The sequence below is a fragment of the Methylorubrum sp. B1-46 genome, from assembly GCF_021117295.1.
Taxonomy (GTDB): Bacteria; Pseudomonadota; Alphaproteobacteria; order Rhizobiales; family Beijerinckiaceae; genus Methylobacterium.
Genome location: NZ_CP088247.1, coordinates 3,740,648 through 3,758,401, shown reverse-complemented (window position 1 = coordinate 3,758,401; position 17,754 = coordinate 3,740,648). Strand labels below are relative to the sequence as shown.

Genomic DNA, 17,754 nt, shown 5'->3' with positions numbered 1-17,754 from the left:
TCGTGAGCCCGACGCGCTCTCCGCTTGGGTTCACCGAACCCGGCGGCTCCCGCGCTGTTGGACGCGCTTGAGGCGTGACGGCGCCTGCCGTCCCTCCCCGCTCGCGCTCCAGCGTCGGCAATCAGGTCGGCGTGGCATTTGCAGCGGTCTGCGACGCTGATCTTCAGGAAGCGCGGCACATCGCCCAGACGGGACGGGCGCCCGCCAAGAAGCCCACCGGCTCTGTGCTCGGCCGCGACCGACCCGTCGATCGGGCCCGAGGGGGCATCGTTCGCCGCTGTCGCGATGCCGGAGGCGCGAACCGCGACGAGTGAAGTGCCGATGGCATTGAGCATCGGCATTCCGGCCGCGAGCACAACCGGGCGCAGGGCGCAGGCCGAGGCCATCGGTCGACAGCTCACGCCGCACTTGCCAGGTGCATCGCGTCGCCGCAATCTCAGCTTAGCAGGAGGATGATCGGGCGAATGCCGGAGCCTCGCCCATCGGACTGCAGGATTTGGAAAGTCCAAGACGATGACGATCGATGTTCGGCGGGCCCATGCCGATGGCTCGAACGAGACCACCCTTCCCCGGGCTCGGCTTCTCGACCGGCGCTCATTCCTGGCTGGCTCGGCCGCCGGCCTCGGCGCATTCGGGCTTGGCGGCTGCGTGACCTCCGATGGCACGATGCTGGCCGAGGCGGCGAAGGTCTACGGGCCGATGCCGGCCGAGAAATTCCCAATCCCGGCGGTCGATGTCCGCAAGGTTGATCCGAAGTACTTCCGCCGGACGGTTCGATACGAGACCAAGGAAGCGCCCGGAACGATCGTCGTCGATCCGCGCAACTACTACGTCTACCGCATCGAGGGCGACGGCTCGGCGACCCGCTACGGCGCCAATGTCGGGCGCGACGGGTTCTTGTGGAGCGGTGACGCCTATGTCGGCCGCAAGTCCGAGTGGGCAACCTGGACACCACCTAAGGAGATGATCCGGCGACAGCCCGAGGCGGCCAAATACGCGCGCGGGATGCCGGGCGGCCTCGACAACCCGCTCGGGGCCCGCACCCTGCATCTCTACCAGAACGGCGCCTATACGCTCTACACCATCTATGCCAGCAGCGATCCCGAATCGATCGGCAGCGGCATTACGAGCGGCTGTGTCGGCCTGCTCAGTCAGGATATGATCCACCTCTACGCGCGAACCCCGGTCAAGACGAAAGTGGTGGTCCTGCCAGCATAGCGAGAGGCAACAGCCCCGATCGTTCCAACGCCACGGTCCGTCGGCTGCCGGCTCGCAATCTCAGATTTTTGCCGCGGACTTCGCCGGTGCCCTGAACGAGCACTGCGCGTGGGACCCCGCGAGGGCCTGGGCCGCCTGACGATCGGCAGGATGGAGCGATGACAAGGAAAGGGCGGCGGCAGGGATCCTGCCGCCGCCCTTTCCCTTTCGATACGTCGCCGACGGACTTTCGCCGCCGCAAAGGACTCAGTCCTTGAGATCGGCGGGCACCTTGCCGCCGTTCTCCTCGAGCTTCTTGATGACCTGCTTGTGCAGCCACACGTTCATCGAGGCCGAATCGTTCTTGTCGCCGGTGTAGTGCAGCTCGTCGGCGAGCTGCTGGCGGGCGTGCAGGCTCGAATCGAGATCAAGCAGCTTCATCAGGTCGACGATCGAGGTGCGCCAGTTCAGCTTCTGCGGGTTCTTCGCGGCGAGGTCGTTGAGCACGGCCTCGACATCGACCGATCCGCCCGAGGAGGTGCCGCCGCTGGTGGGCGTAGAGGCCGCGGCGCTGCCGCCGCCGGAGGACGGCTGGGCCTGGGTCTCGGAGGGCTTGGAGGACGACGTGCCGGCCTCGGCGGCCTGCGCCTCCGACGAGCCGAACGGGTGGAGGATCTTGCTGACGATGCTGCCGATGAGGCTCATGGCGTGAGGTATCCTGTCGTCTGTCCCGCGGCGTGGGTGCCGCTTTCGGCTGGGTAAACGGCAGGAGGAACAGGCCGTTCCGTCGCAGGCCGGCAAAGCGTCGCCGCTCGGGTGGCCGTGTCACCGGTCCGGTGAGGCTGGCGGCCTGCGGCGGCAGAGGGCGACGGAGGGCGGGTGCGTTTGGAAGATCGCGCTTGCTGTGCCATGGGGGACGCCGTTCGGCTCCCTGGAACCCGTATCGATGCGCAATCTGTTCAAGGCCTTTGCCCTGATCGCGGGGCTTGTCGCCCTTCCTGTCTCCGTCGCCGCCCAGACGGTGCCCGTGCGCATCGGCGTGATTCCGGTGATCGGTGCCGCCCCCGTCTTCGTCGCTAACGGCGAGGGCTGGCTGAAGGAGGCCGGGCTGGCACCGGTCTTCACCACCTTCGAGTCCGGCCCCAACATGATCCAGGCGCTGGCGTCGGGCACCATCGACGTCTACGTCGCCGGCATCGCGCCGCTCGCGGTCGCCCGCACCAAGGGCATCGACGTGCGGGTCGTGGCCGCCACCGCCATCGAGGAGATGGTGTTCGTGGCCGCCCCCAAGCTCGCGCCCTACTTCGCCGCCGCCCCGAGCAAGGCCGAGGCCTTCAAGCAGTTCAAGGCCAAGGAGGGGCGCCCCGCCCGGCTCGCCACGCAGCCGCCGGGCTCGGTGCCGAACACCACCCTGCAGCACTGGCTCTGGCAGGTGGCCAAGGCCGACAAGGCCGATGTCGAGATCGTCGCCATGGGTATCGACGCGACCCAGCAGGCGCTGCTCGCCGGCGCCGTCGACGGCGCCTCGATCCGCGAGCCGGCGCTGACCATCGTCCAGGGGCGCAACCCGAAGATCACGCTGATCGCCACCGGCGGGGAGATGTTCCCCGACCAGCCGGGGACGGTGGTGGCCGTCTACGGCAAGTTCGCCGACGCCAACCCGAAGGCGGTGGAAGGTCTCGTCTCGGCGCTCGTGAAGGCGACCGACCTCCTGAAGACCGACCCGGCCCGCGCCGCGCCCCCGGTCGAGGCGGCCCTCGGCAAGGGCATCACCGACGTCGCCACGATCCAGAAGGCGCTCTCCTCGCCGGCCGCGAAGTTCGTCGCCGACCCGCGCACCATCATCGAGGCGACGAAGAAGATGCAGGCCTATCAGGTCTCGATCGGCACCCTCGACAAGGAGGCGCCGACCGACGGCCTGTTCGACGCCAAGCCGTTCGACGCGGCCAAGAAGCCCTGATTTCCCTCACGACCCTGACGCCATGAACCCGTTCCGCTCGGCTGCGCTGGCAGCCGTCGGGCTCGCCGCCTTCCTCGCCCTGTGGGAGGCGGCGCCCCGGCTCGACCTCGTCAACCCGGCCTTCCTGCCGCCGCCCTCCTCTCTTCCTGCGGCCTTCGCGCGCGAGATCGCGAGCGGTGCGTGGCTGCGCGCGGTGGCCGAGAGCCTGAGCCACTACGTGGTCGGGCTCGGCGTCGGCGCGGGCGCCGGCATCGCGCTCGGTCTCCTCTCCGGCATGTTCCGCTGGTTCGAGAGCCTGACGGCCTGGATCGTGCGGCTGCTGCGCCCCATTCCCGGCCTCGCCTGGGTGCCGTTCGCGATCATCTGGTTCGGCGTCCAGCCCTCGGCGGCCGTGTTCATCATCGCCATCGGCGTGTTCTGGATCGTGTTCTTTGCGACCCAAGGCGCGGTGCGCGGCGTCGACCGCGATTTGGTCGAGGTGGCCCAGGCCTTCGGCTTTCGCGGGCCGTTCGCGCGGCTCACCAAGATCATGCTGCCGGCGGCTACCCCCGGCATCCTCGTCGGCCTGCGCACGGCGCTCGGCCAGGCCTGGATGGCGGTGGTCGCCGCCGAGATCTTCGGGGTGCCCGGCATCGGCGCCCGGATGATGCAGGCCTCCTCGCTCCTCTCCACCGACATCGTCGTGGTCTACATGCTGACCATGGCCGGGCTATACGGCCTGTTCGACACCGGCTTCGTCGCCCTGCAGGGCTGGCTGCTGCGGTGGCGCGCATGAGTGCGACGACGCGTGCGGCGATGGGCACGGCGCAGCCTCCCATCATCGACATCCGTGGCCTGAGCCTCGCCTACGAGCGCGACGGGCGGCGCACCGAGATCCTGTCGGCCCTCGATCTCGCCGTGCCGCGCGGGCAGTTCCTCGTCATCGTCGGCGAGTCCGGCGTCGGCAAATCGACGCTCCTGCGGGTTCTAATCGATCTGGCCAAGCCCAGCACCGGCACGGTTCATCTCGACACCGATCCCCAGAAGACCCGGACGCCGATGGCGCTCGTGTTCCAGGACGCCCGGCTGCTGCCCTGGCGGCGGGTGATCGACAACGTCGCCTTCGGCCTGGAGCGGCACGGCCTGTCCAAGTCCGAGCGCCGGGAGCGGGCGGCGGCGATGCTCAAGCTCGTCGGGCTGTCCGACCTCGCCGGCCGATGGCCGCACCAGCTCTCCGGCGGGCAGCGCCAGCGCATCGCCATCGCCCGCGCGCTTGCGGTGGAACCCGAAGTGCTCTTGATGGACGAGCCGTTCTCGGCGCTCGACAGCTTCACCCGCGAAGGCCTGCAGGACGAGATCCAGCGCATCAAGGCGCAAACGGGCAAGACGGTGCTGTTCGTGACCCACGACATCGACGAGGCGGTCTATCTCGCCGATCGGGTCGTGGTGCTGGCCGGCAGCCCCGGGCGGATCGCGGCGGACGTCACCCTCGCGCCGCCTCGTCCGCGTCAGCGCCGGGACGCCGCCCTGGTCGAGGCGGCCCGCCACCTGCGGGCGGAACTGTCGCGGCGCTCGGCGGAACTGTGAGAGATCCGTCAAGCTTGCCATCTTGACGGTTCGCCGCCCGCATTGGAACCATCGGTGCGGCGCCGTGCGGTCGGGGATCTGCGCCTGGGAGAGTGCAAGATGGGGTTTTTTCAGGACGCCCTCGTCCGTCTCAACCGGGTGGTGATGTCCTACGCGGGCGATACCGAATTCATGCACGCGGCGGTCTCCGCCGCGGCCAACGTGATCGTCGCCGACGGCGACACCGACGAGGAAGAGATCGAGGCGGCCCTCGTCAGCATGCGGGCCAACCCCATCCTCCAGAAATCCTACGACACGCTCAGCCTGGAGAAGGCGCTGTTCGAGGCGCTCGCCCGCGCCGAGCTGCGCGCCGGACGCCTGGAGAACAGCCAGCACGTCGCCGCCATCGCCGAGCGCCCCCTGGAGCAGCGCCAGCATGTCTTCCTGATCGCGGCGGACGTGGCCGACAAGGGCGGCATCACCGAGAGCGAGCACCGGGTGCTCGACGAACTGGCCCAGGCGCTCGACGTGGACAAGGCGGCGCTGCTCGGCTGAAGCCGGCGCACGAGGCGCCCTGCTCGGCCGGCCTCTTCTCCCGGAGGGGGCCGGGCCTTATCTTCACGGCTCGGACAGGAGGACGGCCATGTACAAGGTGACGGGAACGGACCCTTCGGGCCGCATCCTGGCCTTCGCCTGCGGCACGGACGAGCAGGCCCTTGAGAAGACCTGGGAACTGGCTGGGCGCGGCTTTCGCGATATCGTCGTTGCCGATCCGAAGGGGCGCGAGATGAGCGCGATCGCCTTCGAGCGCGCGCTCGATCTCGCCTACGATTGAGCGGTCTCGCTCGATTCCATCGTCTCCGTCATCGCGAGGCGAACCCGACGCGATCCAGGGCGCGCCCTGTCCGGAGATGCAAGCGCGGCTGGATCGTTTCGCTGGCGCTTGCAACGAAAGGTCGACAAGCCCGACGCGTTCAGCCGGACAGCGGGATGAACGCCGCCAGAGCCGGACGAGCGTTGCGGATGACGGGCCGAGTCTCCGACCGCTCCGCTCACGCCGCCCGCTTCTGGTAGTCCTTCACGTCGGTGAACCGGATCTTCTCCCAGCGCTCCTCCTCGTAGCGCAGCGAGAAGGCGGTGGTGGCCATGAAGACCGGGGCACCATCGAGGTCGCTCGCCATGGCCGAGCCGTGGGCGTTGACGAATTTGTCGATCTCGGCCTCCGACTCCGCCTCGATCCAGCGGCAGACGGAGAACCGGCTCGTCTCGAAGTCGATCGGCAGGCCGTATTCCGCCTGCAGCCGCTCCTTCAGCACGTCGAGCTGCAGGGCGCCGACGACGCCGACGATGGCGGGGGAGCCGTCCTGCGGGATGAAGACCTGCACGACGCCCTCCTCGCCCATCTGCTGGAGCGCTTCCCGGAGCTTCTTGGCCTTCATCGCGTCGGTGAGCTTGATCCGCCGCATGATCTCCGGGGCGAAGCTCGGCACGCCCCGGAACACGATCTCCTCACCCTCAGTCAGCGTGTCGCCGATGCGCAGCGTTCCGTGGTTGGGAATGCCGACCACGTCGCCGGCATAGGCCTCGTCGGCGATCGCCCGGTCCTGGGCGAAGAAGAATTGCGGCGCCGATAGCGACATCGGCTTGCCCGTGCGCACGAGCTTGGCCTTCATGCCGCGCCGGAGCTGGCCCGAGCAGACCCGCATGAAGGCGATGCGGTCGCGGTGGTTCGGATCCATGTTCGCCTGGATCTTGAACACGAAGCCCGTCATCTTCGGCTCGGAGGGCTGGACGGCGCGCTTGTCCGCCTCCTGGCCCCGCGGCGGGGGCGCGAAGCGGGCCAGCCCGTCGATGAGGTCGCGCACGCCGAAATTCCGCAGCGCCGAGCCGAAGAAGACCGGCGTCAGGTGCCCCTCGCGGAAGGCGGCGAGATCGAAGCTCTTGAGGCCGCCCTCGGCCAGCTCCACCTCCTCGCGCCACGCGTCCGCCGCGCCGTTCTCGGTCAGCAGTTCATCGAACAGCGGATCGTTGAACCCGGAGACGGGAATCGTGCCGGCATCGTCCGCCGCGTCGAGCCGGCGCACCCGGTTGCCGCCGAGTTCGTAGGTGCCGGCGAAGTTGCGGCCGAGCCCGATCGGCCAAGTCACGGGGGCCACGTCGAGGGCGAGCGTCTTCTCGATCTCGTCGAGGGTCTCGAACGGGTCGCGCGCCTCGCGGTCGAGTTTGTTCACGAAGGTGACGATCGGGATGTCCCGCAGCCGGCACACCTCGAACAGTTTTCGCGTGCGGGCCTCGATGCCCTTGGCCGCATCGATCACCATCACGGCCGAATCCACTGCCGTCAGCGTGCGGTAGGTGTCCTCCGAGAAGTCCTCGTGGCCCGGCGTGTCGAGCAGGTTGAAGACGCAGTCGCCGTACTCGAAGGTCATCACCGAGGTGACCACCGAGATGCCGCGCTCCTTCTCGATCCCCATCCAGTCGGAGCGGGTCGAGACCCGGTTGCGCTTGGCCTTGACCTCGCCCGCGAGCTGGATCGCGCCGCCGAACAGCAGCAGCTTCTCGGTCAGCGTGGTCTTGCCCGCGTCCGGGTGCGAGATGATCGCGAAGGTGCGCCGCCGCGCCACCGGATCGGCTTTGGGGTCGGCGGCTTTGGGGTCGGTCTGCATCAGCATGGCGGATACCGGCCGCCGCATTGCGGACGGCCGCTCGTCTTGAAGGGGGCTGGCAAGAGGGGGGATAGAGCATCGTGCTGGATATCAGATCCAGCACGATGCTCTATCCTCTTGTTGATGCATCGTCTTTTTCCAGAAGCCGGTGGCCACCTTTCGGGACGATGCTCTCGGCGCTGTCCCGCTCTCTACGCGTTCCGTGCGGCCGACGCAAAGCGGCCTCCCCTACCCCCGCCCGACGAAGGGCATGGCTGTCGCCATGACCGTCATGAACAGGACGTTGGCCGAGAGCGGCAGCCCGGCCATGTAGACGACCGCTTGCGCCACGTGCTGCGCCTCCATGTACGGTTCGGGCCGGATCGAGCCGTCGGCCTGCCGCGCACCCTGCCCGAAGCTCTGCGTCATCTCGGTCTCGGCATTGCCGACATCGATCTGCCCGCAGGCGATGTCGAAGGGGCGTCCGTCCAGTGCGGTGGCGCGGGTCAGCCCGGTGATCGCGTGCTTGGTGGCGCTGTAGGGCGCCGACATCGGCCGCGGCGCGTAGGCCGCGATCGAGCCGTTGTTGATGATGCGCCCGCCCCTGGGTTCCTGCTTGCGCATCATCCCGAAGGCGGCGCGGGTGCAGAGGAAGGTGCCGGTGAGGTTGACGTTGACGCTGGCCAGCCAATCCTCGACCGCGATCTCGTCCACCGTCGCGGCGGGTGTGAAGATCCCGGCATTGTTGAACAGCAGGTCGAGCCGCCCGAAGCGCGCTTCGACGGTAGCAAACAGCGCCTCGACGGCGCGCGAATCGGACACGTCGGTCGGCACGCACAGCGCCTCACCCGGCAGCTCCGCGGCGACCCGCCCCAGCGCCTCCCCCCGCCGTCCCGCCAGCACCAGCCGCCACCCGGCCTGCGCCAGTCCGAGCGCCACCGCCCGCCCGATACCGGACCCCGCCCCGGTCACCACCGCGACCCGATCATCCCAAGCCATGATCTTCCTCCCTTCGGCCGGATCATAAGGCGTCGCGCCGATCCGGTGCAGGGGCGCTGTGCCGTGATACGGTCTCGACCTGCCCAACGCGTCGTACAAAATCGCTGCCGGCTCACGGCGGACGCGTTCAAGCCGGTTGCCAGCCCTGCCCGGCCCGTCTAGAGAACCGGCGGCTTGGAGCCGATGGGGCGTCGCCAAGTGGTAAGGCAGCGGTTTTTGGTACCGCCATTCCCAGGTTCGAATCCTGGCGCCCCAGCCAACTTTCCCTAGGGAGAGCGGCACTTAGCGGCTCGGACTTCTCGGACATAAAAGAACAAACGTCGGACGGTGCCGGCACAAGAGTCGGCACAGTCGTAGGCAGGCGTTTTGCCGCCTTCTCTCGCTTGAACGGGAGGGCCGGCGCATGAGCCGAACCTACGCCATCGGCGACATTCACGGTCGCTTCGACCTCCTCACCCTGGCCGTGGCCGAGATCACGGCCCGCGGCGGCGGCAAGGTCGTCTTCCTCGGCGACTACGTGGATCGAGGCCCGCAGAGCCGGGAGGTGCTTGAGGCGCTGATCGCAGGCCCGCCGACCGGTCAGGAATGGGTCTGCCTCAAGGGCAACCACGAAGACATGATGGTCGAGACGATCACCGTGCCGCTTGAGCCGGACTGGTGGATCGGGAACGGCGGCGCGGCCACGGTCGCATCGTATGGCGGTGAGATCCCGCTTGCGCATGTCCGCTGGGCTCGCGGGCTGCCGCTCTCGCACGAGACCCGGTACCGCATATTCTGCCATGCTGGCGGCGATCCAAGCCTGAGCGTCGCCGACCAGACCGAAAAGTCCCTGATCTGGTTCCGCTGCAAGCGCGACTTCGACTACGGCTTGGATGGCAAGCACGTTGTCCACGGGCACACGCCGTTCAAGGACGGCCCTGTCTGTCTGCCGAACCGCACGAACCTCGACACGGGCGCCTATGCGACCGGGCGGCTGTCCGTCGCTGTCTTCGATGATGGCGAGCCCGGCGGGCCGATCGACGTGTTCAGCGTTACCGTCCCCTCCCCCATCCGATCCGAGGGAGCCTGAGCGATGGGGCGTCCGAGACGTATTCGCATGAGCGGCCGGATGAAGGCTGTCCTTGCCGCAGCGAAGGGCAAGGACTGGCGGCGGAAGAAGGCCAAGGCGCAAGGCGGGCGGTGCTTCTACTGCCAGTGTGAGATGGTTGAGGAACCCGTGAAGGGGCAGGGGCGCCGTGAACTGACGCTGGATCACCTGCTGCCCACGTCTCGGGGCGGCGCGCACCATTGGGAGAACGTCGTAGCCGCCTGCATCACCTGCAACGGCGCGAAGGGCGACATGACGGCCGACGAGTTCATGGCGGCTCGGATGGCCCCCGCCCCCGCCCTTTCCCGCAATCCGATGATCGAAAAGGGCCAGCCGTGACTGACACGAAAGACCTAGCCGCGACCATCGCGGAGTTTGAGCGCCGCTTGCCCGGTTGGTGGTGGTCGGTTGGATCGTGCAGCGTGAGCCGTGATGCGAGCTGCGGCCCGGATCGCAATGGGCCTGATGCCGATCTTCTGAAGCATCGGGACTTTGACGAAGGCTTTCACCACGATGGCAACGGTGAGACGGCCGACAGCCTGCGGATTGTCATGGAGCACGCGCTGAGGCGGAAAGCGGATGTCATGGCGGCCACGGAGGCATTCCATGACCACTGACCCTCCCTGCCCTCGCCGGGACAAGTGGTTCCGGGGCTGCCGGTTCGAGCCGCGGTATGATGTGCCGACGCTGAAAATGCCTTCAATGGAGGCGTTCGACGCCTTCCTCTACGGCGACAGGGTGGCCGCCCTCGGTGCTCTTCGCGGCGAGGTCTATGTCCACGATCTCTGCACCCGCTGCGGGAAGGTGGTGGATCGGGGAGGTGCGAGATGAGCCCTCGCCGCCAGCGCAAATGGGACCGGGCTCAGTTCATCCACGACAACTGCCCGGCCTACTATCGTGGGCCGTTCCGAAGGCCGAGTGAGTTCACGGACCCGCTTGAAGCCCTGGCATGGGACGAAACGGAAAGGTGGATGACTCCTCGTGAATGGCTGGATCGTCTGCGCAGGAGCGGGCGACCGTACAAGGTGTGGGGAAACAAGATGCCGGGGCGGTGGGAGCCGATGTCCCGGCCGTGCATCCGAGCCCACTTCTACCCGGCCTCAACCAAGCGGCTCGGCTTCATCCCCTAATTCCTTCCCCCCTACCCCTCTGCGGGGGAGGGTTTGGAAGGACGAGCCGCAGAGGCTTCCCGGCGCTCAACCTCGGCTTCAAGGCTCTTCCTGAGGAAGTCCGACATCTCGCCGTCGGGGAACACGATCCGAACCCGGCGCAACAGGCTCTCCGTCAGACGGATCGTCGTCTTCACGGTCGGGTCTTTCGGCTTGAGCGGAGGGCGTCCCATTGTCCGCTCGCTATCGTATGGCGGAATTTGTCGCAAGGGAGCCTCTTTTCGTATGGCGCTTATTGACACATAGCGTATGGCGGTTATTGTGTCCATATCGAACGACGGAGACACCCCATGGCCCTCACCGACCGCGACATCGTTCTCTTCGCCCGCGACACGGTTTTCGAGGGCGCCACCTCCGACGCCGCCAAGAACGTCTGCGCTCGCAATGCTCTGGCCTGCTACGAGGCCGCTCAGCAGGCGGTGCGCGAGAGCGGCTACCGCGTCACCCAGCGCGTCAAGGACGGCATCTGGGCCGAGCTTCAGCGGCTCTCTTCCTTTCGGATGGCCGCCTAAGTTGGCGGCTTCCCCCTGGGCTCACGCATGTCCGTTGTCAGATGATTTGAGACGCTTTGAGGTGCTCAGGAACGGAGGCTCTGGTCCACCTGGGTTGAGAGGTTAGGCAGCCTGCGCGTAATGGCGCAAGCGGCGATCCATGAGGGTCTGACGCTTGATCCGCGCCCGTTCACGCAAGATCGTCTCGCCGCGGCCGAAGTAGACGTCGGCAGGGGTGAGGTTGCCCAGGCTCTCGTGAGCCCGGAGATGGTTATAGTGCTCGACGAAGGCGGCCACACGCGCCTCGAGTTCGCCGGGCAGGTAAGCGTGTTCGAGTAGAATGCGGTTCTTGAGCGTCTGGTGCCAGCGCTCGATCTTGCCCTGCGTCTGCGGATGGCGCGGGGCACCGCGGATGTGGGTCATACCCTGACTGCCGAGCCAGTCGGCCAGATCACCCGCGACGTAGCTCGATCCGTTGTCGGTGAGCAGCCGTGGCCGATGCGCCACTGGCCTGCTGCCGGTTTGTTGGACACCGTCCTAAGCTAATTGGGTTCGGTTTTCGAACTCGACGGGGCTGAGGTAGCCCAAGGTCGAGTGCCGCCGCGCCAGGTTGTAGAAGCGCTCGATGGAATCGAACACGTCTGCACGGGCTTCATCCCGCGTCCGGTAGGTCCGTCGGGCGGTGCGCTCGGTCTTCAGCGAGGAGAAGAAGCTCTCCATTGCCGCGTTGTCCCAGACGTTGCCCGAACGGCTCATCGAGCAGGTCACGCCGTGCTCGGTCATTTGACGCTGGAAGGCTTCGCTCGTGTATTGCGAGCCCTGGTCCGAGTGATGCAGCAAGGCATCCGGCTTGCCTCTGCGCCAGATCGCCATGACGAGCGCATCTGTCACGAGTTGAGCCGTCATACTGGCCTGCATCGACCAGCCCACGACACGGCGCGAGAACAGATCGATGACGGCGGCGACGTAGAGCCAGCCCTCGGCGGTCCAGATATACGTGAAGTCGGCGATCCACTTCCGGTTCGGAGCGTCGGCCGCGAACCGCCGCTCCAGGAGATTGGGCGAGGCAGCGGCCCGCTCACCTTCGTCCTTTGGCAGGCCCCGTCGGCGCGGTCGCGCTCGCAAGGCATTCTCGCGCATGATCCGCTCGATGCGGTGCAGCCCGCATGACACGCCCTGGGCGAGCACATCGCGCCAGACGCGCCTCGCGCCGTAGGTGCGGTCGCTGGCCACGAAGCTCGCGTGGGCCTTGCTCAGGATAGCTTCGTCGTCCCGTGTGCGTCGGCTAGGCTGCCGGGTGAGCCAAGCGTGGAAGCCGGAGCGCGAGACACCCAGCGCCGCGCACATCCAGGCAACTGGCCAGACAGCACGATGCTTTGCGATGAACGCGAACTTCATATCGCGTCCCTCGCAAAGTATGCGGCGGCCTTTTTTAGGATGTCACGCTCCGCTTTTAGACGAGCGACCTCCTTGCGCAGCCGGTCGATCTCGATCTGCTCGGGCTTCATCTGCCCCTGACCGGGAAAAGCGTGTTGGGGATCGGCCGCCGCCTGCCTCACCCACCGGTGCAGCATCGTCTCGTGAACATCGAGATCGCGCGCGGCCTGCGCGACACTGACACCACGTTCCCGAATCAGTCGAACCGCCTCGATCTTGAACTCACGTCCGAACTTGCGACGCTGCATGGAGCACCTCCGGCTTCACCTTCACACCTAAACAGGGTGTCCGTGAAACCGGCAGCAGGCCAGTCGGCCTGGTGGACGTCGAGCTGGCCGGGCTCGGGATTGGAGACGATCTCGTCGAACATCGAGATCTGGCAGGGGCCGAGCGGGCTGGCGTAGCCCGGCGGCAATGGCAGCTTGAGTCCCATGTAGCGAGCGCCATCAAAGGGTAGCGTCGCAGGAATAAGGAAATCGTCCCATGTCTCTAGGTACTCGCCCGTGGTGACCGAGACTGGCTCTCCGGCAGTTAGTGGCGTGCGGGCCGCGCGCAGGAAGCGAATGCCCGATCCGATGATCCACCCGAGGCCCTCGCCGGCAAGCACCTGTGCAGCTTGTATCGCGCCCTCCTTCGCGATTTCCTTCGTCGCGGCCGCGGGCACCTCGTCCATCGTTAAGGGCGTGAAACGAGGATTCGCGCCCTGTATGGCATTATACTGCCCTAATAATCCCGAGAGATTGCCGTTCGGATTTATTTTGTAAAATCCTCGATAATTCTCAACAACCTGCCTGAGCGCCTTTTGGTCGTGAGCGATGCTGCGACCATTCTCAATGGCGGCTTGCTTCGCCGCGTCGCTCAGTTCGGTCGAGAGTTGCTCCGGCGGACGATTTCTAATTTGTCCAGCTGTCGCACCTGTATTCGCCTCACCTCGGCAATTCGCTTTACAGGTCGATTGGTTATCGCCCTCGTTGGTCCGCTCTGAGGTGCTGCGCCTGCGCGCGTCAACCTCGGCGGGCGGAATGGTGGTCCTGGCCCCACCTGCCTCGGGCGGCGATGCGCTCGCACCAGCCCCCATCAGACCGTCTCCTCGGTCTTGCCCTTCTGCGGCTCGGTCGGCCCGGGATCGGGATGGTTGATCCAGGCCGGATCGCGGTGGCTCACCGTCGCGAACCCCTCCGAGTAGACGAAGTCCGAGGCCACCCGCACGTGCGAGTAGGTCTCATAGCCCGGTACCACCACGCCCTTGCCGGTGCCGGGCTTGTGCCCCTTGATCCGCGTCGTGCGCGCGTTCAGCTGGAAGTCGTAGCACCCGTTGTTGCGCACGCTCTTCGAGACGCGGATCGCCCCGTCCAGATGTGCGACCACCGAGTAGGGCACCGGCACCATCGCGCCCCCGCGCGGGGTCAGGCACACGTCCGGCCCCTTCGACACCAGCAGGTTCGAGCGGCAGCGCCGCGCCGAGATCCGTCCCTCGCTCATGCCGTCTCCTCTCCCTTGCCGGCCCCGCGCAGTGCCTCCAGCACCGCGTCGTGGTCCGCCCGCGTGATCAGCCGCACGGCCGCGAAGGCGTCCGGCTCGAAGTTGACCCGCCACGTCAGGAACACTCGCGCCCGCTCCCGCCGCGCGTCGGCGAGGTCGAGGAACACCGTGTCGAGCGTCATCGCCCGCGCTTCCGTGCCGCCCTCCGGCCGCACAAACTCGGTGACCATGCCGTGATCGGGCAGGATCAGCCGGCTCTCCGCCTCGCCCGGCATCAGGTGGGTGAGGGTAATCGTCTCGCCGCCCGCGAGGTGGCCGGGGCAGATCAGGTCGGGATGGGCGCTGTTGTGGAAGGCGAAGCTGTAATCCTCCGCCCAGTTCGGCCAGACATGGTCGATCCAGTGCTGGTCGTAGGTGCCCCCTAGCGGCAGCCGCGGCTCCCAGGCCGGCGGGATCGGCCCGAGGCTCTGCGGCGCGTAGGCCACGCCCGGGTCGCTCACGGGCTCGCCATCCGCCTCGATCTGCGGCGCGGGCTGGGGCAGGGTGTGATCGGTCCAGTCCGGGTCGATCAGGCCGCGCCCGATCGGGTTGCGCACCTCGCAGACGAAACGCGGCCGGCCCTCGTCGTCCGTCCCGGCCGCCACCGTGCCGCCGAAGGCCAGCTCGTAGCGCAGCGGCACCTCGCTCACCGGCTCGGGCTCGGTCAGCGCCCAGCCGGCGAACAGGCGGCGATGCGCCCGCCAATCCTGCGCCTCCTCCGCGTCGAGTCGCCGGCGCCAACGCGGGTGCCATTCCCGCGGCCCGGTCACCCGCAGCCGCTTGGACAGGAGCGGGCCGGAGGCGCCGCCGAGCGCGATCCCGCAGGTCCAGCGGCGGGCGGGCTCGCCCCCCGGCGCCCGCGCCACCGCGTTGACGATCAGGTCGGTGCGCGGCTTGTTCGGCACGAGGTCGGAGGGGTGCCAGAGCGAACTCTCGTTCACCGCGCCGTGGCAGGCATCCTCGAACATCAGCGGCGCCTGTTCCTCGGCCACCGCGAGCCGGCCCGCGGCGTCGATGGTGTAGGTCGCCTTGACGATGACGACGCCGAAGTCGCGCCCCCGGTTGTCGCTGGAATAGTAGCGGAAGTTCGGGAACGGAGTGAAGTTCAGCAGTTCCGGCATCGACTCGGCCGGCTCAGTTGTGGTCGAGCATCGGCGTCAGCATCTGGATGTGACTGTCGCCCTCGACGAAGATCTTGATCCCCTTGAGCAGGATGGTGCCGTCGCCCTTCATGACCAGCAGAGACTTGGCCGAACCGTTCGGGCCGACGCTGATGATCACCTCGTCGCCGACGTCGATCTTGAGCTGGTTGCCGATCTTCTGGGTGTAGACGTGGCCGACGCTGAGCGCCTTGACCGCGCCGACCTGCTCGGTCTGGGCGAGGCCGACCGAGTTGTTCTGCAGCCGCCCCACCACCTGGTTGAGGATGCCGGATCCGATCATCCCGGCCACCTGCCGGCCGGTCTCGGCCCCGGCCGCCGCCACCGCCCCGCCCGCATCCCGGGCGATGCCCTCGGGCGAGGCGACGCCGGCGAGCGCGTTCGCCGCGGCGCCCGCGTTCATCCGGGCCGGTCCGCTTCCGGCCAGGGCCGCGGCGTAGGAGGCCACCGTCGAGGCGATGCCGCCGAGCGCCGAGCCCGCCTCGGAACCACTGCCGGCCAGCGCGTCCGGGCCGAGGGCGGCTGCGGCGGCCCCGGCCGCGCCGCCGCCCGGCGCCTCGGCCAGGCCGCTGGCCGCCGCCTGCTGCAGCGCGCCGGAGACAACGCCCATCGCCTCGCCGAGCAGGCTCGAGGACTGGCCCATCAGCCCGGCCAGCGTCGCGGTGACGAGGCCCGGCACCGCCCCGCCCACGGCCCCGACCGCGATCGACATCCCGCCGCCGACATTGTGCTGCATATTGGCGCCGACCTGCAGCGAGTGGTTGGCCCCGACATTGCGGATCGCGTCCCGCTGGACGTGCTGGGTGAGGGTGTCGCCGACCCGGTGGGTCTGGTCCTTCTGGGCGAGCAGGTGGAGGCGCTCGCGCCCGCCCTGATCCTCAAAAGCCAGTTCGTTGTAGCCGCTGGCCTTGTAGCTGTCGGAGCGCAGCACCATGCGGGTCTTGTTGGCCGGCAGGTCGTAGGGGACGGGGTTGTTGGGGTTGGGGGCGATGCCGGTCACGATCGGCCGGTCCGGGTCGCCCTCCTGGTAGGCCACCAGCGCTTCCATCCCCACCCGCGGGATGATCTGCTGGCCCCAGCTCGTCCCGCCCCAGCTCTGCGTCACCCGCACCCAACCCGTGTCCGTGCCGTCGCCCTTCGCCCGCCGGTCCCACGGGAAGGCCAGCTTCACCCGCCCGTAGGCGTCGGTATGGATCTCCTCGCCCGAAGGGCCCGCGATCCGCGCGATCTGCAGCCCGTCGATGCGCGGGCGCGGGATCGTGCGGTGCGGCGTGGCCGGGCGGTCGGCTGGGAGCGTCGCGAAGCTGTTCTCGTAGTGCGGCGTGCCCGCGCCCGACTCGTAGGTCGGGCCCTCGGCCCGGTGCAGGATCGTGGTGATCACCTGGGCCGGATAGCCATGCTCGGGATGGGCCACCTCGTAGGGCGTGAAGCGCCCGCCCGCCGCCAGCGTCCGGACCGAGGAGCGGCCCTCGACCCGGTCGAAATCACCCTCGGTCGCCTGAACCCGCAGCCGGCTCGCCCGCTCACTCGCCTCCGGCGTCAGCGCTCGTGCGGGGTATTCGTAGAGTTCGTATGAGATATTCTCGGGAACGCGGTCGATCGACGGCGTCTTTGCGAAGAGGTCGAGGTTCGGCGTCAGGAACTCGTAATCCTTGCCGGCGCGACGTCCGGGCGTGAACGAGACCTGCCGGCGCCAGTCATGGATGTGCTCGGCGTCCGAGGAGCCGAAGGCGAGCCGCACCCGGGTCTCGTCGCTGCCGTCATAGGCATAGGGATGGTCGCCGATCTTGAGCGTATGCCGTCCACGCTCGTGGGCGAACCAGAAGAACTCGCCCTCCTCCTGCAACCGCCGCAGGAGATAGGCGAGGTCGGTCTCGTTCCACTGCACGACGTAGTCGCGCTTGGGCGGCGGCCGGGTGACGCCGGCGAGATCGACGTCGCGGATGCCGTGCTCGGCGCAGAGGGTCTCGAGCACCTCGAGCGTGCTGCGCTCCAGGAAGATGCGGCAGTCCTTTCGCTGGCTCATCAGCCAGAGGCGCGGGCGCAGCGTCAGGGCATACTGGCGGGCACCGCGGGTGACGATCGGCCCCTCGTGCAGCTCGGTCACCAGCCCGTTCCAGGCACGCTGACTGCCGTCGGCGAGCGTCAGCAGCACGTCGGCGGCGGTACCGACGATCTCCTCGGGGCGGACCTCGGCGCGCTGCGCCCGCACCCGGGCCTGGATGGTGAAGAGGCGGTTGATTCCCTCCTCGATCTCGAACCGCTCCAGCAGCAGCGCGTCCTCGCCCAGCACCGTCTCGATCGCCATCAGGCGACCGGCCTGGGTGTAGCGCACGGGTTCGTTCATCGCCTGTCCTGCCGGAGCACCCCGATCCACAGGTTGCAAGCTAGGGGGTTGTTCCAGTCGATCAACCCGACTTGTGATCGTCAATGCAGATCAATTCTCGAAAAAACAATATAATTGTATCGTTATCGGATTTTCGATGCCGCAATGTTGGATATATAGTGCATTTATCCTCTATGGCGGGCGCGCGGGAGATGGA

At 67.8% G+C, this 17,754-nt stretch carries 20 protein-coding genes, 1 tRNA gene and 1 pseudogene; 12 read left to right on the top strand and 10 right to left on the bottom strand.

The features are described 5' to 3' along the window. The first annotated feature begins 513 nt into the window (after positions 1–513). The gene (locus LPC10_RS17425; RefSeq protein ID WP_231343698.1) at positions 514–1,218 is read left to right on the top strand and encodes a L,D-transpeptidase; all 705 of its coding nucleotides are present in this window, start codon (positions 514–516) and stop codon (positions 1,216–1,218) included. Between the two features lie 246 nt (positions 1,219–1,464). Here LPC10_RS17425 and LPC10_RS17420 read toward each other — a convergent pair whose 3' ends face one another. Next, positions 1,465–1,902 carry a DUF3597 domain-containing protein gene (locus LPC10_RS17420; RefSeq protein ID WP_231343697.1) on the bottom strand — a complete coding sequence of 146 codons (438 nt, stop codon included), beginning with the start codon at positions 1,900–1,902 and terminating at the stop codon, positions 1,465–1,467. Positions 1,903–2,143: 241 nt separating this feature from the next. Here LPC10_RS17420 and LPC10_RS17415 point away from each other — a divergent pair, with 241 nt between their 5' ends. The 5 genes from LPC10_RS17415 (at position 2,144) to LPC10_RS17395 (ending at position 5,537) form a co-directional block, all read left to right on the top strand. Then, on the top strand, positions 2,144–3,157 hold the full coding sequence (locus LPC10_RS17415) for an ABC transporter substrate-binding protein (RefSeq protein WP_231343696.1): 1,014 nt from the start codon (positions 2,144–2,146) through the stop codon (positions 3,155–3,157). Between the two features lie 22 nt (positions 3,158–3,179). Next, positions 3,180–3,932: an ABC transporter permease gene (locus LPC10_RS17410; protein WP_231343695.1), complete on the top strand. Its 753-nt coding sequence runs from the start codon at positions 3,180–3,182 to the stop codon at positions 3,930–3,932. Beyond that, complete coding sequence (locus tag LPC10_RS17405) at positions 3,929–4,723, top strand: ABC transporter ATP-binding protein (protein ID WP_231343694.1); 795 nt, start codon at positions 3,929–3,931, stop codon at positions 4,721–4,723. Before LPC10_RS17410 ends, LPC10_RS17405 begins: the two co-directional genes overlap by 4 nt. Positions 4,724–4,822: 99 nt before the next feature. Beyond that, entirely contained in the window at positions 4,823–5,257 is a 435-nt protein-coding gene (locus LPC10_RS17400; protein WP_108943015.1) for a tellurite resistance TerB family protein, read from the top strand. A gap of 88 nt (positions 5,258–5,345) precedes the next feature. Then, the gene (locus LPC10_RS17395; protein ID WP_231343693.1) at positions 5,346–5,537 is read left to right on the top strand and encodes a hypothetical protein; all 192 of its coding nucleotides are present in this window, start codon (positions 5,346–5,348) and stop codon (positions 5,535–5,537) included. Between the two features lie 217 nt (positions 5,538–5,754). Here LPC10_RS17395 and LPC10_RS17390 read toward each other — a convergent pair whose 3' ends face one another. Together LPC10_RS17390 and LPC10_RS17385 are read right to left on the bottom strand one after the other, a co-directional pair. Beyond that, positions 5,755–7,374 carry a peptide chain release factor 3 gene (locus tag LPC10_RS17390; RefSeq protein ID WP_231343692.1) on the bottom strand — a complete coding sequence of 540 codons (1,620 nt, stop codon included), beginning with the start codon at positions 7,372–7,374 and terminating at the stop codon, positions 5,755–5,757. 222 nt (positions 7,375–7,596) lie between these two features. Beyond that, positions 7,597–8,346 carry an SDR family oxidoreductase gene (locus LPC10_RS17385; protein WP_231343691.1) on the bottom strand — a complete coding sequence of 250 codons (750 nt, stop codon included), beginning with the start codon at positions 8,344–8,346 and terminating at the stop codon, positions 7,597–7,599. Positions 8,347–8,530: 184 nt separating this feature from the next. Between LPC10_RS17385 and LPC10_RS17380 the strand changes: the two genes are divergently transcribed. The 5 genes from LPC10_RS17380 to LPC10_RS17360 all read left to right on the top strand — a co-directional run bounded on the left by LPC10_RS17380 (position 8,531) and on the right by LPC10_RS17360 (position 10,264). Next, positions 8,531–8,605 (top strand) — tRNA-Gln (locus LPC10_RS17380). Positions 8,606–8,749: 144 nt separating this feature from the next. Next, positions 8,750–9,415 (top strand): metallophosphoesterase family protein, encoded by a 666-nt coding sequence (locus tag LPC10_RS17375; RefSeq protein WP_231343690.1) that lies wholly within the window; start codon positions 8,750–8,752, stop codon positions 9,413–9,415. 27 nt (positions 9,416–9,442) lie between these two features. Beyond that, on the top strand, positions 9,443–9,772 hold the full coding sequence (locus LPC10_RS25715; RefSeq protein WP_370644505.1) for an HNH endonuclease: 330 nt from the start codon (positions 9,443–9,445) through the stop codon (positions 9,770–9,772). Positions 9,773–9,855: 83 nt separating this feature from the next. Continuing rightward, entirely contained in the window at positions 9,856–10,050 is a 195-nt protein-coding gene (locus LPC10_RS17365) for a hypothetical protein (RefSeq protein ID WP_231343689.1), read from the top strand. Continuing rightward, positions 10,040–10,264, top strand: a complete 225-nt coding sequence (locus LPC10_RS17360) for a hypothetical protein (protein WP_231343688.1) — start codon at positions 10,040–10,042, stop codon at positions 10,262–10,264. Before LPC10_RS17365 ends, LPC10_RS17360 begins: the two co-directional genes overlap by 11 nt. Before the next feature lie 310 nt (positions 10,265–10,574). Here the strand turns inward: LPC10_RS17360 and LPC10_RS17355 are convergent, their stop codons facing one another. Beyond that, positions 10,575–10,775 carry a hypothetical protein gene (locus LPC10_RS17355; protein WP_231343687.1) on the bottom strand — a complete coding sequence of 67 codons (201 nt, stop codon included), beginning with the start codon at positions 10,773–10,775 and terminating at the stop codon, positions 10,575–10,577. Positions 10,776–10,892: 117 nt separating this feature from the next. Here LPC10_RS17355 and LPC10_RS17350 point away from each other — a divergent pair, with 117 nt between their 5' ends. Then, complete coding sequence (locus LPC10_RS17350; RefSeq protein ID WP_231343686.1) at positions 10,893–11,114, top strand: hypothetical protein; 222 nt, start codon at positions 10,893–10,895, stop codon at positions 11,112–11,114. Between the two features lie 102 nt (positions 11,115–11,216). Here LPC10_RS17350 and LPC10_RS17345 read toward each other — a convergent pair. The 6 genes and pseudogenes from LPC10_RS17345 to LPC10_RS17320 all read right to left on the bottom strand — a co-directional run. Then, positions 11,217–11,600, bottom strand: a pseudogene (locus tag LPC10_RS17345) (integrase core domain-containing protein); the annotation flags it as partial. Positions 11,601–11,630: 30 nt separating this feature from the next. After that, positions 11,631–12,778, bottom strand: a protein-coding gene (locus LPC10_RS17340; RefSeq protein WP_231343685.1) for an IS3-like element ISMch5 family transposase whose coding sequence is annotated in 2 segments (ribosomal slippage) — positions 11,631–12,529 and positions 12,529–12,778 — 1,149 coding nt in all. Because the reading frame shifts where the segments join, the coding sequence is not laid out codon by codon here. Beyond that, positions 12,727–13,608: a hypothetical protein gene (locus tag LPC10_RS17335; protein ID WP_231343684.1), complete on the bottom strand. Its 882-nt coding sequence runs from the start codon at positions 13,606–13,608 to the stop codon at positions 12,727–12,729. The genes LPC10_RS17340 and LPC10_RS17335 overlap by 52 nt, the downstream gene beginning before the upstream one ends. Further along, positions 13,608–14,012 carry a PAAR-like domain-containing protein gene (locus LPC10_RS17330; protein WP_231343683.1) on the bottom strand — a complete coding sequence of 135 codons (405 nt, stop codon included), beginning with the start codon at positions 14,010–14,012 and terminating at the stop codon, positions 13,608–13,610. The genes LPC10_RS17335 and LPC10_RS17330 overlap by 1 nt, the downstream gene beginning before the upstream one ends. Then, positions 14,009–15,172 (bottom strand): DUF2169 domain-containing protein, encoded by a 1,164-nt coding sequence (locus tag LPC10_RS17325; RefSeq protein WP_231343682.1) that lies wholly within the window; start codon positions 15,170–15,172, stop codon positions 14,009–14,011. The genes LPC10_RS17330 and LPC10_RS17325 overlap by 4 nt, the downstream gene beginning before the upstream one ends. Before the next feature lie 13 nt (positions 15,173–15,185). Continuing rightward, positions 15,186–17,558 (bottom strand): type VI secretion system Vgr family protein, encoded by a 2,373-nt coding sequence (locus LPC10_RS17320; RefSeq protein WP_231343681.1) that lies wholly within the window; start codon positions 17,556–17,558, stop codon positions 15,186–15,188. Between the last annotated feature and the right edge of the window lie 196 nt (positions 17,559–17,754).